At 40.5% G+C, this 15,615-nt stretch carries 15 protein-coding genes and 3 pseudogenes; 1 reads left to right on the top strand and 17 read right to left on the bottom strand.

Going from position 1 to position 15,615, the window contains the following annotated elements; all coding sequences use genetic code 11:
- Positions 1 to 320 precede the first annotated feature (320 nt).
- Positions 321 to 836, top strand: a complete 516-nt coding sequence (locus KQI87_RS03435; protein ID WP_062807550.1) for a helix-turn-helix domain-containing protein — start codon at positions 321 to 323, stop codon at positions 834 to 836.
- Positions 837 to 858: 22 nt separating this feature from the next.
- Here KQI87_RS03435 and KQI87_RS03430 read toward each other — a convergent pair whose 3' ends face one another.
- From KQI87_RS03430 to tnpA, 17 genes and pseudogenes are all read right to left on the bottom strand, one after another.
- On the bottom strand, positions 859 to 1,074 hold the full coding sequence (locus KQI87_RS03430; RefSeq protein ID WP_062807549.1) for a hypothetical protein: 216 nt from the start codon (positions 1,072 to 1,074) through the stop codon (positions 859 to 861).
- Positions 1,075 to 1,176: 102 nt separating this feature from the next.
- On the bottom strand, positions 1,177 to 1,647 hold the full coding sequence (locus KQI87_RS03425) for an LURP-one-related/scramblase family protein (protein ID WP_216458930.1): 471 nt from the start codon (positions 1,645 to 1,647) through the stop codon (positions 1,177 to 1,179).
- Positions 1,648 to 2,012: 365 nt separating this feature from the next.
- Positions 2,013 to 3,092: a HigA family addiction module antitoxin gene (locus KQI87_RS03420; protein ID WP_062807548.1), complete on the bottom strand. Its 1,080-nt coding sequence runs from the start codon at positions 3,090 to 3,092 to the stop codon at positions 2,013 to 2,015.
- On the bottom strand, positions 3,085 to 3,492 hold the full coding sequence (locus tag KQI87_RS03415; RefSeq protein WP_082809124.1) for a type II toxin-antitoxin system RelE/ParE family toxin: 408 nt from the start codon (positions 3,490 to 3,492) through the stop codon (positions 3,085 to 3,087). Before KQI87_RS03415 ends, KQI87_RS03420 begins: the two co-directional genes overlap by 8 nt.
- Positions 3,493 to 3,534: 42 nt before the next feature.
- Positions 3,535 to 3,723 (bottom strand): annotated as a pseudogene (locus KQI87_RS03410) (VirB4-like conjugal transfer ATPase, CD1110 family); the annotation flags it as partial.
- Between the two features lie 174 nt (positions 3,724 to 3,897).
- Positions 3,898 to 4,113 carry a hypothetical protein gene (locus tag KQI87_RS03405; RefSeq protein WP_195981938.1) on the bottom strand — a complete coding sequence of 72 codons (216 nt, stop codon included), beginning with the start codon at positions 4,111 to 4,113 and terminating at the stop codon, positions 3,898 to 3,900.
- 99 nt (positions 4,114 to 4,212) lie between these two features.
- Positions 4,213 to 5,427 carry an LL-diaminopimelate aminotransferase gene (locus KQI87_RS03400; RefSeq protein WP_118512443.1) on the bottom strand — a complete coding sequence of 405 codons (1,215 nt, stop codon included), beginning with the start codon at positions 5,425 to 5,427 and terminating at the stop codon, positions 4,213 to 4,215.
- 421 nt (positions 5,428 to 5,848) lie between these two features.
- Positions 5,849 to 7,291 carry an Asp-tRNA(Asn)/Glu-tRNA(Gln) amidotransferase subunit GatB gene (gene gatB, locus KQI87_RS03395; protein ID WP_334300720.1) on the bottom strand — a complete coding sequence of 481 codons (1,443 nt, stop codon included), beginning with the start codon at positions 7,289 to 7,291 and terminating at the stop codon, positions 5,849 to 5,851.
- A complete protein-coding gene (gene gatA / locus KQI87_RS03390; protein ID WP_216458928.1) occupies positions 7,288 to 8,754 on the bottom strand; it encodes an Asp-tRNA(Asn)/Glu-tRNA(Gln) amidotransferase subunit GatA in 1,467 nt (488 codons plus the stop codon). The genes gatB and gatA overlap by 4 nt, the downstream gene beginning before the upstream one ends.
- 11 nt (positions 8,755 to 8,765) lie before the next feature.
- Positions 8,766 to 9,059, bottom strand: coding sequence for an Asp-tRNA(Asn)/Glu-tRNA(Gln) amidotransferase subunit GatC (gene gatC / locus KQI87_RS03385; protein ID WP_008704901.1), 294 nt, complete (start codon positions 9,057 to 9,059; stop codon positions 8,766 to 8,768).
- 118 nt (positions 9,060 to 9,177) lie between these two features.
- Positions 9,178 to 10,509 (bottom strand): aspartate--tRNA(Asn) ligase, encoded by a 1,332-nt coding sequence (gene aspS, locus KQI87_RS03380; RefSeq protein WP_022380269.1) that lies wholly within the window; start codon positions 10,507 to 10,509, stop codon positions 9,178 to 9,180.
- 393 nt (positions 10,510 to 10,902) lie between these two features.
- A complete protein-coding gene (locus KQI87_RS03375; RefSeq protein ID WP_118573040.1) occupies positions 10,903 to 11,457 on the bottom strand; it encodes an ANTAR domain-containing response regulator in 555 nt (184 codons plus the stop codon).
- A gap of 137 nt (positions 11,458 to 11,594) precedes the next feature.
- Positions 11,595 to 12,917: a glutamine synthetase family protein gene (locus KQI87_RS03370; protein WP_216458927.1), complete on the bottom strand. Its 1,323-nt coding sequence runs from the start codon at positions 12,915 to 12,917 to the stop codon at positions 11,595 to 11,597.
- 283 nt (positions 12,918 to 13,200) lie between these two features.
- A pseudogene (locus KQI87_RS03365) lies at positions 13,201 to 13,478 on the bottom strand (type II toxin-antitoxin system HicB family antitoxin).
- A pseudogene (locus tag KQI87_RS17130) lies at positions 13,462 to 13,584 on the bottom strand (toxin HicA); the annotation flags it as partial. The pseudogenes KQI87_RS17130 and KQI87_RS03365, both read right to left, overlap by 17 nt.
- A gap of 95 nt (positions 13,585 to 13,679) precedes the next feature.
- Complete coding sequence (locus KQI87_RS03360) at positions 13,680 to 14,936, bottom strand: RNA-guided endonuclease InsQ/TnpB family protein (RefSeq protein ID WP_253292355.1); 1,257 nt, start codon at positions 14,934 to 14,936, stop codon at positions 13,680 to 13,682.
- A 54-nt stretch (positions 14,937 to 14,990) separates the two neighbouring features.
- The gene (tnpA, locus tag KQI87_RS03355) at positions 14,991 to 15,407 is read right to left on the bottom strand and encodes an IS200/IS605 family transposase (RefSeq protein ID WP_216458926.1); all 417 of its coding nucleotides are present in this window, start codon (positions 15,405 to 15,407) and stop codon (positions 14,991 to 14,993) included.
- Positions 15,408 to 15,615 lie beyond the last annotated feature (208 nt).

The raw sequence follows: 15,615 nt of genomic DNA, 5'->3' as shown, positions 1-15,615 counted from the left end.
TGGGTGCTTACAGGTTTATTATAAGGCAAAAAAATGGAATTGTTAAGGTGCAAAGTGGAATTTAATCTCGCATATTTACTGAGATAATCCACAGATGGAATTTAGTTTTTCATTTAAGTGAATGTGCAATTCATCCCATCACCTATAAAGGTGAGGGAATTCTTGCTACGGTTGTTAAAATGATAATTTTACAAAGCCTATTACTTGTTGTTAGTTCATAATTTATGTATAATAAAATTCATATAAGAAATACACGCTCAGCATGTGGTCTGAAAGATAGATAATCCTCATGTTTAGCGCTATACAGGGAGGAAATTCTCATGGGTAAACAATCCACCCGGGAAAACAAAACAATTTATCAGCTTTGCCGAGAAGCGGCAGGACTTACAAGAGCAGAGGCCAGTGAAAAAATGAATGCTGTCTCTGCTTCAAAAATTGAAAAATTTGAATATGAAACACAAGAACCTACGCCTTATGATATCCTTCAGATGGCAGATGCCTACAAAAGACCAGATCTTTGCAATTATTATTGCTCTCACAAATGTGAAATTGGCTATCGTTATGTTCCAGAAGTAGAAGTGACCGATCTGTCAAATATCATTTTGGAGACAATTGCCAGTCTAAATGAAATCAACCCTCTTACCGGTCGTCTGATCCAGATTGCCCGTGACGGTAAGATCAGCGATGATGAAATAAAAGATTTTGCTTATATCAGTAAAAAACTTGATGAAATTTCTTTGGCCATAGACTCTTTGAATCTTTGGGTAGATAAGACAGCTGGAGAACAGAGGCTCAATCTCAAACTCTTAAATGCTGAGAAAGAAAAATTAAAATAATCCTTTTTCTTCTCCTGTTCCATTATGAATGTGATGTTACCAATGCTATAATACCACCGACAATCAACAATGGAAAAGCAATGTACAGCAGTCCACCTATAACCATACCAATCAATATTACCGGAAAGAAAATAACTGTACAAAGCAGTTTCATAATTCCCCAAGATGCTCTTAACCCAAAAACAAAAAATTTTCCTACAAACCAAATCATACAAATTGTAAATAATAATGATAACATTTTTATTCCTCCTGAAACTCATTGTAATATATGTCTTTCATTTATTCTTTTCTTTTTCTGTTAAATATTCTCCCCTATCACACGGGCACCAAAATCAACTATTTAATTCCTGGAACATTTTTCTGCATCAATCGCAAGTACAAACATCAGAGCATCCAACGCATTTCCTGTATCCGGCACATCAATAACATATGTATCAGTCATATGAAACAATTCTTTACTAACCTGTGCAATTGAATAACCGCTTCGATCAAGAATGCTATAATCCCATTCCATAATTGTTCCATCAATATGCCATCCATTATAATCAATATTATAATGTGGTGTCAGGAATGAGAATTCTTTGCTTAAGCATCCGATATAACTGCCGTTTTTATAAATTTCAAATTTAGGAAGGAAGGTAAGAACTTTCTGAACAACCATTCCTACTTCATTTCCATAAGCATCATAAATTGCAAGTTTATGTCCCCAGGACAACTGGCCCTTTACTACATAAACAGTGTTGCCTGCTTCATCATAGATATCATAGCTGTCAAACCATGAAAACAGCCTTTGTTTAAATAATAGCTTCATAACTTTTCACCGCTCTCTCCAACAAACATAATAGGTTCTTTATAAGTACCATAATACCATGCCAGAACACCTTAAAAAATATGTAAATCGAAGAATTAACCCATCTTATTTCACAGATTATGATAAAACGTATATTTCCAGCTATACATTTCTACTTGTTCCCAAAAAAATATAAAAAAGACCATTTACTGTTTTACGGTAAATAGCCTTTTCATTTCCATATTCAATTTATATCATAATGAACCGCTTATCATCCCTGTAAATTCCAGTTTACACATCAAATCGTTTTCTTTATTCTATCACAGCATCTATTATTCCGCCATCTATCGTGGATAACAGTAGACGACCTCAAGTTATATACTTTTTTATGATGTTATTACTTTGTATTTGTGTTTTAATGCTTTTGACAGTGCAACATTTGTAAATGGAACAATCTGATCATTTTGCAAGCGGCCAAGGACAATACCTGGATCTCTGTCAATTCTTTCAGCAAATCTGCGGATAGCATTTTCGCTAAACTCATTCATTTTAACAAAAGCCTCATATTCTCCTGGAGGAATCAATTTATCTTCCGCATATTTATCTGCTGCATCCTCCTGTCCAACATGCTCATTTTCAAACGTAATTCCATAATCACCATTAATAATATGGCCAATCTCATGGAACAGAGTAAACCAAAATGTATCTGAATAGAAACGTCTGTCATTCACCATCAGCATTACATTCTGCCCAATTTTCTTGGTTGCACCATTTATTCCTGAACCCGGAAGATTTGGAAGTATTACGAATATTACTCCCGCATCTTCAAAGGCCTTCCTAATCAATGGATAAAAATCACCATGCTGTGTTGTTAATGTCAATGCATAATCAACAGCTTTTTCAAACTTCTTTTTGTCAAACTTAGGTGCTTCTATCTTCAGTGCCTGATTAATTGCAATCTGAACCATTGCATTTGCTCTGGCAATATTAGCCTCTTTCATATCCTCAGATGCACTTCGGAAACTAACTGCCATATTTTGCTTTGTGAAAACAGATAATGATGCAACATTTAAAAATTCACGCAGGCACTTAATCTGCTCATTTATTTTTCTCGGAAGATCAGGCAGTCCAAAATTCTCTCTGAAATATGTGTACTGAAAGTACTTGAATATTCTTCTTTCCTGTTCTAATTCCTTGGATAATTCAAACTCAGCAATCAAAGCGTCATAGCTCTTCTGAAGATTCAGCCAGTATTCAACACTAGTCCCTAACATTCGAGATAATTTCATGGCTATATCGATTGATAAGCTTTGCTCCCCACGTACCAGAATACTTAAATTCTTTGGCGTGGTATCTAATCGTTTTGCAAAATCTTTCTGAGAAAGTCCACTTTCTTCAATGATTTCTTTGATATAGTATCCAGGATGAAAAGCAATCTTATCATTATATTCAATATAGTTACTCATAATGGTTACTTACCTCCTTTACTTCAACAATTCTAACCACACCAGCAATTTCATCAATATTACAAGGATCATAAGGTTCTTCATTCTCATCTAATGGCTGAATAATAATACGCCATGGATCTCTCCTCGTTTTTACGTCTATAGCAAAAAATCCATCCATGTTGCCATTCAACTTATGAAAATGAAACGTCGGCATCATTACTATATCCTTAATTACATTCGCCTGCTGCATAGCATTTATTCGGGCAAATAAGCTGGTTGCTAATGCAGCATTCCCGCCAAACAACTTTTTTGCAGTTTTTAAATCGGTACATTGTTTCTGAACTTTGCTGTTATTGTATAGTAGCTGCACGTTTGCCCTCCTTTTTAAATTACCTGTTGGGTAATTTAAATATACCATTGGAAGCCACTCTAGTCAATAATTCACACACTCTTTTCACAATTATTCTTCCATTTCCTTCTGCTTTCTGGCTTCAACCTCTTCCGGCTTAGTAGTCATGAGTGAGTAAAGCTTTAATGTCTTATCGAACTTATCCTTGAACGGAATGATAGTGCTTCCATAGAACAGAAGTCCTTCACCTTCACCGCTGTTGGTTACATAGGATAACTGATAAGGTGAGATATTAAGCTGCAAAACGTTATATGTGATATAGTGGTAGTAACAAAACAGCAGGAGGTGTCGAACGCTGGAACAAAATAAAGTAAAACCAGATACCATACTAAAAAAACCAATGGTGCAGACTGATAACAGTCAAAGCCATTGGTTTTCTTTATCCAAATATATTCTTTGGTTCTTCTATAATTTCTATTTTACTTTTTCTAACTTATTATTCGCATCAAGGCAAACCTTGTTCCCTTCATTGATGTTACATTCATAGAGCATGGCATCCTCTGCTTTTATCCTTATTTCTTCGCCTGAAGAATCCATAAGCGTCACTATTGCCATGACTGGCATGCCTTTCGGTCGCTCTTCACAACCGAAGTCCAGGTCTTCCTCAATTCGTTTTACTGTGTATATCATAACTATTCCTCTGAAAATAATGTTAAAAATCAGTTCTCCATGCTCCTTCGAATTTTCTCTATCAAAGTGACATCTGCCGCATCCCTATCAGAAAGCTACTTACAGATTCTTAATTCGTTCAATTGCTTCCAGTGTATTCTCATGTGTTCCAAACGCAGTGAGACGGAAGAATCCCTCACCATGAGCACCAAATCCTGAGCCTGGAGTTCCTACGATGTTGGCTTTTTCAAGGAGATAGTCAAAGAACTCCCAGGAAGTCATCTTATCAGGTGTTTTCAGCCAGATATACGGAGCGTTTACACCACCGGATACAGAATAGCCTGCTGATGCCAGACCTTCATAGATAGCTTTGGCATTGCTCATGTAGTAACCTACCTGTTCTTTCAGCTGTGCTTTTCCTTCAGGAGAGTATACAGCCTCTCCTGCACGCTGTACGATGTATGGCGCACCGTTAAATTTTGTGCCATGACGTCTTGCCCAGAGACTGTGGAGATCTACACCGTCACGAACCAGATCCTTTGGTACAACTGTAAAGCCGAGACGGACACCTGTGAAACCTGCATTTTTGGAGAAGCTGCGCAGCTCGATGGCGCAGGTTCTTGCTCCTTCGCACTCATAGATGCTGTGCGGTACATTTTCTTCGGAGATGTATGCTTCGTATGCTGCATCATAGATAATTACAGAACCGTTTTTATTTGCATAGTCTACCCATTCCTGAAGCTGCGGTTTGGTGATCGCACCACCGGTCGGGTTGTTCGGGAAGCAAAGGTAGATAAGATCCGGTACTTCTTCCGGGAATTCCGGAAGGAAGCCGTTAGATGCTGTACATGGCATATAGATTACGTTATCAAAGTTGCCACGTTCTTTGTTGTATTCTCCTGTACGGCCTGCCATTACGTTTGTATCTACATATACTGGGTATACAGGGTCGCACACTGCAATCTTGTTATCCAGTCCGAATATTTCCTGGATATTTCCGGAATCGCTCTTTGCACCGTCAGATACAAAGATTTCGTCTGCTTCAATGTCACAGCCTCTGTCTTTGTAGTCATTCTTTGCAATGGCAGATCTTAAGAATTCATAACCAAGATCAGGTGCATAACCATGAAATGTAGCTGCATCACCCATTTCATCTACAGATTTATGAAGTGCCTCAATGATCGCCGGAGCCAGAGGCTGAGTTACGTCACCAATTCCCAGTGAGATCACGTTTGCCTGTGGATTGGCTTCTTTATATGCTTTTACTTTTTTTCCAATTGTGGAAAACAGATAGCTTCCCGGTAATTTCAGATAGTTGTGGTTTACTGTTACCATGTTTGATTTCCTCCCTGGCATGTTTCGCAGTTTTTATATACCTGTCTACAACAGGCTGCTGCTTTGCCTTTCCATTTCTATTTGTGTCTTCTTTGCAAATATATTTTATTCGAGTTTTATTATACTTAATTATTTAATAATGTAAAGTCTCAAAGTGTTTTCTGAGCATAATTTTTAATATTAACATTCCTGTTCACTGGTAATATCCCGCGAGGTGTTTTTTGTGAGCGAAGGTCACAGAAAACCCGAGACATACTGCGCGAATTTATGCGATTAGCATAAATTAAGTTTGCGAAGCAAACGATACTCCTTGTGCTTTGTACAAGGAGGTTCATATTTTTTGCATCGCGAAGCGTGTTGCTGTGAACAGAGTGAACAGTAACATTTTTTACCCCGGGCATAATGTCCGGGGTGATTTATTTTATTTACGCTTCTCTACTTCTTTCATAAGTGTCTCGCGCGCACTTGCAGGATTTGCCTTGCCTTTCATCTCTTTCATGATCTGGCCTACAAAGAAGCCCATGACTTTATCTTTACCTCCCAGAAGTTCTGAAAGTGGTCCTGGGTTAGCATCCAGGATCCTGTTGATGGTTTCTTCCAGAAGTCCTGTGTCTTCTACAATCTTCAGACCATGTTCCTCAATGTAGGCTACAGGATCAATGTCTTCCGCAAAGACTTTCTCAAAAACTTTCTTGGCATTCTGTGGGCTGACTTCGGATTTTTCTACCATTACCAGAAGATCTGCAAGATGTTTCGGTGAGAAAGATACCTGTTCCGGATCCATAGCTTTATCTTTCGTCAGGCGGAGTACCTCACCCATAAACCAGTTTGCTGTTTTCTTGGCATTTCCGTAAATAGCTGCTGTTTCTTCGAAAAGTCCTGCCAGATGACGGGATTCTGTAAGGATTCCTGCGTCATAAGCCGGAAGTCCGTATTCTTCCTGATAGCGGGCCTGTTTTGCTTCGCGAAGCTCCGGCTGCTCTGCCTTGATTTTTTCGATCCATGCATCAGAAATATGAATCGGCGGAAGATCAGGATCAGGAAAATATCTGTAATCCTTGGCATCCTCTTTGGAACGCATCGCATAAGAATATTCTTTATTATCATCCCAACGGCGGGTTTCCTGTGTGACTGCCTTACCTTCTTCAATCAGCTCAATCTGGCGCTCTCTTTCACCTTCGATAGCTCTGGCAATCGCTTTGAAAGAGTTCAGATTCTTCATCTCTGTTCTGGTACCGAATTCTTCTGCTCCCACTTCACGGACAGAAAGGTTAACGTCTGCACGCATGGAGCCTTCCTGAAGCTTACAGTCTGATACACCCAGATACTGCATCATACAACGGAGTTTTTCAAGATAGGCGATTACTTCCTCAGAGCTTCTCATATCCGGCTCGGATACGATCTCGATCAACGGGACACCGCTTCGGTTATAGTCTACCAGAGAGCAGTCTTCCCATTCATCATGAATCAGTTTACCTGCATCCTCTTCCATATGCATTTCATGGATGCGGATTTTCTTTTTGCCTGCAGAGGTTTCAATCTCTACCCATCCGTCATGACAGATTGGCAGATATAACTGAGAGATCTGATAGTTCTGTGGGTTGTCCGGATAGAAATAGTTCTTACGGTCAAATTTGCAGTACTGATGGATCTGGCAGTTTGCTGCAAGACCTGCTTTCAGGGCAAACTCTACTACTTTCTTATTTAATACAGGCAGGGAACCCGGCATACCTGTGCAGACCGGGCATGTATGTGTATTGGGTGCTCCTCCGAATTCAGTGGAGCATCCGCAGAAAATTTTTGTTTTTGTTGCAAGTTCTACATGGACTTCAAGTCCTATGACTGTTTCGTACTGTTTCATTATCTGGTGCCTCCTTCTCCTGGCACGGCAAAGGAGCCGCGGCTGGTTTCATAGGCGTGTGCTGCACGCAGGATTTTCTTTTCCATGAAGCAGTCCCCGATCATCTGGATCCCGATTGGGAGACCTTTGCTGTCTTTTCCGCATGGAACTGTGATTCCCGGAAGGCCGCAGAGATTGACTGCTACCGTGTAGATATCTCCAAGATACATGGCAAGGGGATCTTTTAAGCTTTCACCGATCTTCGGTGCTGTAAATGGAGATGCAGGTGCAAGGAGCACATCATATTTGCCAAATGCCTGATCAAATTCTTTCTTGATCAGGGCTTTTGTGCGGAGTGCTTTCAGATAGTATGCATCATAATAACCGGAGCTTAATACGAAGGAACCAAGCATGATACGGCGTTTTACTTCTTCACCGAAACCTGCTGTTCTGGTCTTTTTGTACATGTCGTGAAGACCTTCATATTCTGCTGCACGGAAACCGTACTTCACTCCATCGAAACGTTCCAGGTTGGAACTTGCTTCTGCACTGGCGATAATATAATAAGCCGGAATCATGTATTCCATGGTTTTGATAGAGAAGAATTCTACTTCTGCTCCCAGTTCTTTCAGCGTATCAAGAACACCCATAAAAGATGCTTTTACTTCCAGATCAAGTCCCTCTGCCAGATATTCTTCAGGAACTCCGAATTTCATCCCCTTGATATCTCCTGTCAGTTCTTTGGAGAACTGAAGATCTTCTCTTTTCATGGATGTGCTGTCTTTTGTATCATGTCCTGCGATGATCTCCAGAAGAGCTGCACAGTCAGATACGTCTTTTCCTACAGGACCGATCTGATCCAGGGAAGATGCATAAGCTACAAGACCGTAACGGGATACTGTTCCATAGGTTGGTTTAATTCCGGTTACACCACAGTAGGAACTTGGCTGACGGATAGATCCGCCTGTATCTGAACCAAGTGCCAGATAAGTTTCTCCTGCTGCTACTGCTGCACAGGAACCACCTGAAGAACCGCCTGGTACATGTTCCAGATTCCATGGGTTTCTGGTGATGCCGTAAGCGGAGGTCTCTGTTGTACTTCCCATGGCAAATTCATCCATGTTTGTTTTTCCGATAATGACCAGTCCGGCTTTTTCCAGACGATCAATGACTTCTGCATTATACTGAGGCACAAAATTCTCAAGAATCTTTGATGCACAGGTAGTTTTCTTTCCATTAATACAGATATTATCTTTGATTGCGATCGGTACGCCTGCAAGAGGACTGGTATAAGTACCGTCCTCAATGCCTTTTTGTACTTCTTCTGCACGTTTGTATGCTTCTTTATATGTGTCAAGATAAGCGTGTACTTCTGAATCCTGTTTCTCAATCTGTTCAAAAACAGTTTTTACTCCATCCAGGACGCTGACCTGACGCTGTTTTATTTTTTCCCCAAGCTGCAGGGCTGTTAATTTCTCCAACTCCATTGTCCTGTCTCCTATCCTATGGTTTTCGGAACCTGATACTGTCCTTCTTTTGCTTTCGGTGCATTTGCCAGCATTGCTTCTTTGTTGTCTCCGTTTGTGACAACGTCCTCACGAAATACGTTTTCGTCCTGAAAAATATGGGACATAGGCTCTACTTCCGATGTATCCAGTTCATCCAGTTTCTCTACATAATCAAGCATTTTCTGCATTTCAGCTTTTGCTTTTTCCTTTTCTTCTTCCGAGAGGGAAAGCTTGGCCAGGATGCAGACATTTTCCATTGTTTCATCATCTATGATCTTTGCCATGATTTTCTCCTTATATATACTGCCTGTAACATTCTATATTGCTTTTATTTCTTTCTGCCCGGAATCAACCTGCCGTTTCCGGTCAATATATAGACAGCTTTCCAAGTTTCTGACTTATTTACGGTTCCAGACGATTCATATCTCGCGGGAAAAGACAGGTTTCACGAACATTCTCTTCACCGATAAGCTGCATGGTCAGACGTTCCAGACCGATTCCCAGTCCACCGTGAGGCGGCATACCATGTTTGAAGGTATCCAGATACTGTTCCATGCCTTCCTGCGTCATACCTCTGTCTTCAATTTTCTGTACCAGCATGTTGTAATCATGGATACGCTGTCCGCCTGTTGTGATCTCAAGGCCTTTGAATAACAGGTCAAAGCTTAAAGTAAATCTTGCGTCTTCCGGATCATCCATTGCATAAAATGGACGTTTCTTTGACGGATAATGTGTGACAAATACGAAATCTGAGCCATATTCTTCTTTGAAATACTGTCCGATCAGTGCTTCTTCTTCCGGCTCCAGGTCAAATGGATTTCTGATCTTACGGTTATATTTCTGCGATACCAGTTCCTTGGCTACATCGAAACGGACTGCCGGGATTTTGGATACATCCGGGATCTCAAGCTTCAAAATCTGTACTTCTTTTGCATATTCTGTTTTCAGAAGGTTCATGGCATACTGGAGGAATCCTGTTTCCATTGCCATGATTTCTTCGAAGCTGTCAATATATCCCATCTCGAAGTCCAGACTGGTGTATTCATTTAAGTGACGTTTGGTATTATGTTTCTCAGCCCGGAATACGGGGCCTGTCTCAAATACTCTGTCAAATACGCCAACCATCATCTGTTTGTAGAACTGTGGGCTCTGCGCAAGTACTGCAGGTTTGTGGAAGTAGCTGAACTTGAAAAGGTTTGCTCCACCCTCTGCTCCTCTTGCTCCGATCTTTGGAGTGTGAATCTCTGTAAAACCCTGTCCGTAGAGATAATCACGAAATGCCTTTGTCAGTGCCTCCTGAATTTTAAATTTGGAACGCTCCTGAATATTTCTCAGGGAAATCGGTCTGTAGTTTAATTTTGCTTCCAGGGAAGTGTTCAGTTTCCATTTGTCGATTGCCATTGGAAGTGGCTCTGCCGGTGTTGATAAAATATCAATATGACGAATACGAAGCTCTCTTCCGTGGGGTGCTCTCTCCTCTTCATGCAGGATTCCTTTCACCCTGATCGTCATTGCTTCCTTCAATTCATGAATGGAAACATTTGCCATTTCATTTTCATAGACTGTCTGGAATAAGCCTTCCCTTCTTCTAAGAATGATAAATGCCACATCACCCATATTACGGATGCTGTGAACAGCGCCTTCGATTACGGCTTCCTGGTTCAGGAGATTATTACCTACGAGTTCCTCCCAGGTATTGATTTCTTTTTTCCATGTTCCATCCATAAATTCCATTTCCTCATCCTCCATTTCTTCATTTCTGAAAACCTTTGTGATATCTTCACTGGTTTCAAGTTCAAAAGGCTTTTCGTGCAAGCACAACGACTTTTTGGCTTAAAACCCTGGAATATCAAAAAGGCGTAATCAGAAAATCCGGAGACACTTATCCCCTGGACTCTCTGATTACGCCTTTGTAATCATTCTTCCTGTTATTATCTATTTTATGTTTGTTTGTGTTCTTTCTATATATAATATAATGTTAGGGTTAAAATGTATTTCGCCTCTAACTTGATATGAACAAAAATATATTCTGTATATTACCACATATTCTGTCAAAATAATATCGTCATTTTTTACAAAATTTTCCTTATTATTTTCGGATATTTTATTTAGAACGTGTTTGAAAAATCAAATCTCATCATACATCAGCATGAGCAGCATCTGTGCAGTTTCTACCATGTTGGTTCCTGAATCCATGCTGCATTTCTGGATGTGTCGATATGCTTCCTCTTCTGTCATCTGGTTTTTTTCCATCAGAAGGCGTTTGGCATTCGAGATATAATTCTGTTCTTTTTCTGATCTGGGCTTTGGTTTCTTCTTTTCTTTTTTGATCCGGCGTTCCAGATGATAGAGCATGTCATTGACCGTATCTATCAGTACGCTTGCTTTCATCGGCATCTGTACAGTGCTGACGGAATTCGGTGCTTCATCTATAATACGCTGAGAAGCCAGAAGCAGCATTTCAAAATACTGTGGCAAGTTATCGAGAGCGTCTTTATAATAGGCATCTGTCAACTTATACCCACATATCAGAACACCACTGTCAAGCTCTGAGATACTGGCCAGCGCATTAGAGACAGAGCTGCAGACAGAGGCTACTGTGAGCCCATGTCTGTTAAGTATTGTGCGGATTTTCTTTGCGTCTTCAATTTTCGGTAACGCAATCACAATGCTGCTGCTCATAACTCTGCCACTCCTATTTCTGTTACAGTCTGAGTTTCCGTCTACTGCTTATTGCTTTTTGCAACCTCCGCAGGGGACTTGTTTGATTTTGATCAAGCGGATATTCGCAATCTCCACAGGGGACTTACTTGATTCGGTTAAATTCTGTATAAGTATTCCTCGATTTCCCAAGCTGAAATTTCTCTTGTATAACGCAGCCATTCTTTTTTCTTGGCTGCTGCGTATTCTTTACAAAATTCTGTTCCAAGTACTTCTTTGATCCAGTCACTCTGTTCAAAGTAATCACTTGCTTCGTTTAAATTTCCCGGAAGATTCTCAATCTTCATTGTTTTCTGGTCTGTTTCAGATAGCTCTCTGCTGGAGGACTTGGTCGGATAAATCTTCTTATGGATTCCATCCAGTCCTGCTGCCAGACATACTGCAAATACCAGATACGGATTTGCTGCTGCATCCGGACTTCTCAGCTCGATCCTTGTTTCCATCCCTCTGGATCCCGGAATTCTTACCAGGGAATTCTGGTTATTCTTTGTCCATGTCAGTTCTGTCGGTGCTTCATAGCCTGGAACCAGACGTTTGTAGGAATTTACGATAGGATTGGTGATCAGTGCCATCTCTTTGCTGTGAGCCAGAAGACCACCTACAAAGTAATAAGCTTCTTCACTTAATTCCTGGGGATTTCCCGGATTGACGAATACATTTCTTCCATCTTTAAATAAGGAGAAATGAATGTGCATTCCGGAGCCGTTTACTTCTGCCCGCGGTTTAGGCATAAATGTCGCATGAAGTCCATGGCGTTTGGCAATGGTACGGACCGTCATCTTAAATGACATGATCCGGTCTGCAATAGTACGGACTTCACCATATTTGAAATCTACTTCGTGCTGTGCAGGAGCAGTTTCATGGTGAGAAGATTCTACCTCAATCCCCATGTCTTCTAGATTTAATACAATATCACGTCTTGCGTTTTCACCCAGATCCACAGGACTGACATCCAGATATCCTGCCTTCTCATGTGTTACAGTGGTCGGAACTCCGTTATCATCTGTATGAAAAAGGAAAAATTCACATTCCGGATCTACCAGACAGGTATATCCCTCCTTCTTTGCCTCCCGGGCGGTTTTCTTCAGGATATATCTCGGACTTCTCTCATGAGGGGTTCCGTCCGGACAATAGATGTCGCATAACAGTCTGGCAACTTTGCCCTGCTGTGGTCTCCATGGGAGAATTGCAAAAGTGTCAAGATCCGGTCTTAAGTACATATCCGGTTCAGATTCTCCTGCAATTCCTGCGATAAAGGAACCATCTACGATACATCGGTTATCCAGCGCACGGGGAAGTTCCCGGGCAGTTATGGCGATGTTTTTCAGCGTTCCGAACATATCTGTGAACTGGAGACGGATAAATTCCACGTCTTCCTCCTCAGCCATCTGTAATATTTCTTCTCTGGTATAATTCCCCATTTTCATTCACTCCTTGTCAGCATAGTTTCTGCTGTTTTTGCTTTCTTAATGATTCTTCGATACAGTTTTGTCCTGTCTGGAAGTTTTATAGATTCTTTTTATAGTGATATAAAAAAGGACGCACTTTCTACAGTTACTTTTCTATAGAAAGAACGCCTTTGTTCATGTAGGCAATTATAACAATGTACCTGTTCTTTGTCAACTGCTTATTTTTTCATCGGCTCTTTCCATGTTACTGTGCATTCCGCTCTCAATAACATGTTTTGCTGCTTACTTATAATTGCTATTTTGAGAATACCGCATCATTCCTCGAAAGAAGATATACGCAATACTGATTCATACTGATTCCCTCGGTTCATGGATTTCTACCCCTTCTTCTAATGCAGCTTCAAGCCATGCTTTTTTTGCATCCAGGGCATTTGAAATTGCACTTTCCACTGTTTCTCCACAGGTAATGCAACCAGGGAGATCCGGATACGAAACTACGAATCCTCCTTCGGTTTTATCTTCTACAACTTCCATACGATAGGACATTGACATATAATCATTCAGCGTCTTCATGATTCTTCGCCTCACTTTCTACTATTTCCCTTACCATTTCTACATATACTTTCTTTATCGGCTCATGTTTTGGTATTGTAATAGGCATACACCCAGATTTTGTGAACTACTCGGCAACTAAGTTACCTGCGTATCTGAAATCTGGCGGGATACCGCCTTTTTCAGGGTGTGTCCATGACACCAATACTGCTTGCCTTTCGGCTATACAGCTACTTTTATTATTTCTGGATTCTTTAGTCCGGTTACAGACAGTTCTTTCTGTTTTCCGGATACGGAAAGATATTTCCGCAGGATATTGAATGCTCCTACTGCATCTGCATTGTATCTTACTCCGTCAGCTACATACATGCCCCGCTCTTTTCGGTTTGATGCTTCTGCATAGCTTTTTGATACTTCTGGTGATAATGGACTGCATTGGCTGGTATAACCTTCTTCCTGTTTTATCAACTGGATCCCATACAGTTTCAATTTGTATCCCAGCATGATATACAGCTTATTATAAGGCAGTCCGTGAAACTTCTGGTTTGTCTTGTGTCCCATATCGTTTTCTTTACGGATATTTCGGATATCTCCTATAACCACACTGCTTATACCTTCTTTCCTACAGTATTCCGCAATCCATCTGATCACCTTGTGAAGATAATCCTTTACTACGTTCTGCTTTTTACGATAAAGCTTCTGGATATGTTTCGAGGATTTCGGGTATTTTATACCTCTTCCCGACTGCTGTGCATACCATATCGTTTGAACTCTGCTGATTTCTTTGTGAAAGTATCTTTCAAGTGAAAGGTATTTTCTTCCCAGGATAAAAGTCCTGCCATTTCCAGAATCATAACAGGTCATCAGATTGTGAAGTCCAAGATCAATAGATAAATAATGGCCATTCTGGGAAAGCTGCTCTGGTTCTTTCATCTCATAGATTACAATAATGTCACATTTTCCATTTTCCGGCGGGTAGATACGCAGCTGTTTTATGCGATCCATGTCCCTAAAAATCTTATTTTCAAGATATAGAAATTTTTCATGGATCCCATAAGCTTCTTCCATATAGTTTTTCAAATTCTTAGACAGAGACAGGCGTAATTGGTCTGAGCCTTTCTCATGCCGGATCCCCATCTGCATATATGCGACCGGTATATTGTCCTGTTTAAAACGGGGCAGATTTGGCTCTTTGATCCCGCCAGTCTTCTTCAGGACATAAAACGATCTCCAGGTTTTATCCAGCTGCTTGCAGGTCTCCTGTGCCGTCTGGGCAGGAAGCTGCCTGTACCACAGATCCCCTTTATGTGCTTTTTTCTGATAATACCAGTCAGGATACTTTTCCATTCCAAGTTCTTTATAATGGCGACGTTCATAGTTGCAGACATTCCAGAGTTTGGATGCTGCATAGCACATATGCCCTATGATATTGGAATATTCCGGACAGATTTTTACTGATGTTTTGTGTGACAGCAACATTCCACTTCTCCCTTCGGACAGTCATTCGGATGGATATTCACGCTCCATTTTGAATTAATACGACTTACTCTGATGTTCAATATAACGGCGGATATTTTCCTCAGATACAGATCCGATCGTTTCCACATAATAGGAATGGTTCCACAGCTCTCCCTTCCACAGCTGGTTTCTTATTTCCGGAAAACGTTCGAATAATTTCCTGCCGGTGATTCCCTTCAGATACTTGACGATTGCTGTTATGGACAGCTTAGGTGGTGCTGATACAAAGCAATGGACATGATCATCTTCCCCACATTCAAATAAATGAACGGTAAAACTCTTATCCTCAGCAATCTGCTGCACCAGCTTCTGTAGGTATTCTTCAATTTCTGGGGTTAATATCTTTCGCCGGTATTTCACTGACCATACCATATGGTAGTTTATATTGCATACGCAGATTCTATAATATATTAGATTTTCTTTCTTACACATAGTATAACATAGCGAAAGAAAATATGCAGCAATTAATCGAACATATTTTCGTTTTGCTTATATGCCGGATACGTCATTAATATCCTTGGGGTTAAATGTATTTTTAAATTCTACCTTGCAAGAGTAAATTCTATACCTGTAGAAATTACTTCTGCATGGATTTTTCCTTCTTCTTTTTATAAAATACTACTGCAGATGATCCCCTGCC

Source organism: Blautia sp. MSJ-9, assembly GCF_018919065.1.
Classification (GTDB): Bacteria; Bacillota; Clostridia; order Lachnospirales; family Lachnospiraceae; genus Blautia_A.
The sequence above is the reverse complement of the archived record's forward strand: the minus strand, read 5'-3'. Positions and strand labels throughout refer to the sequence as shown.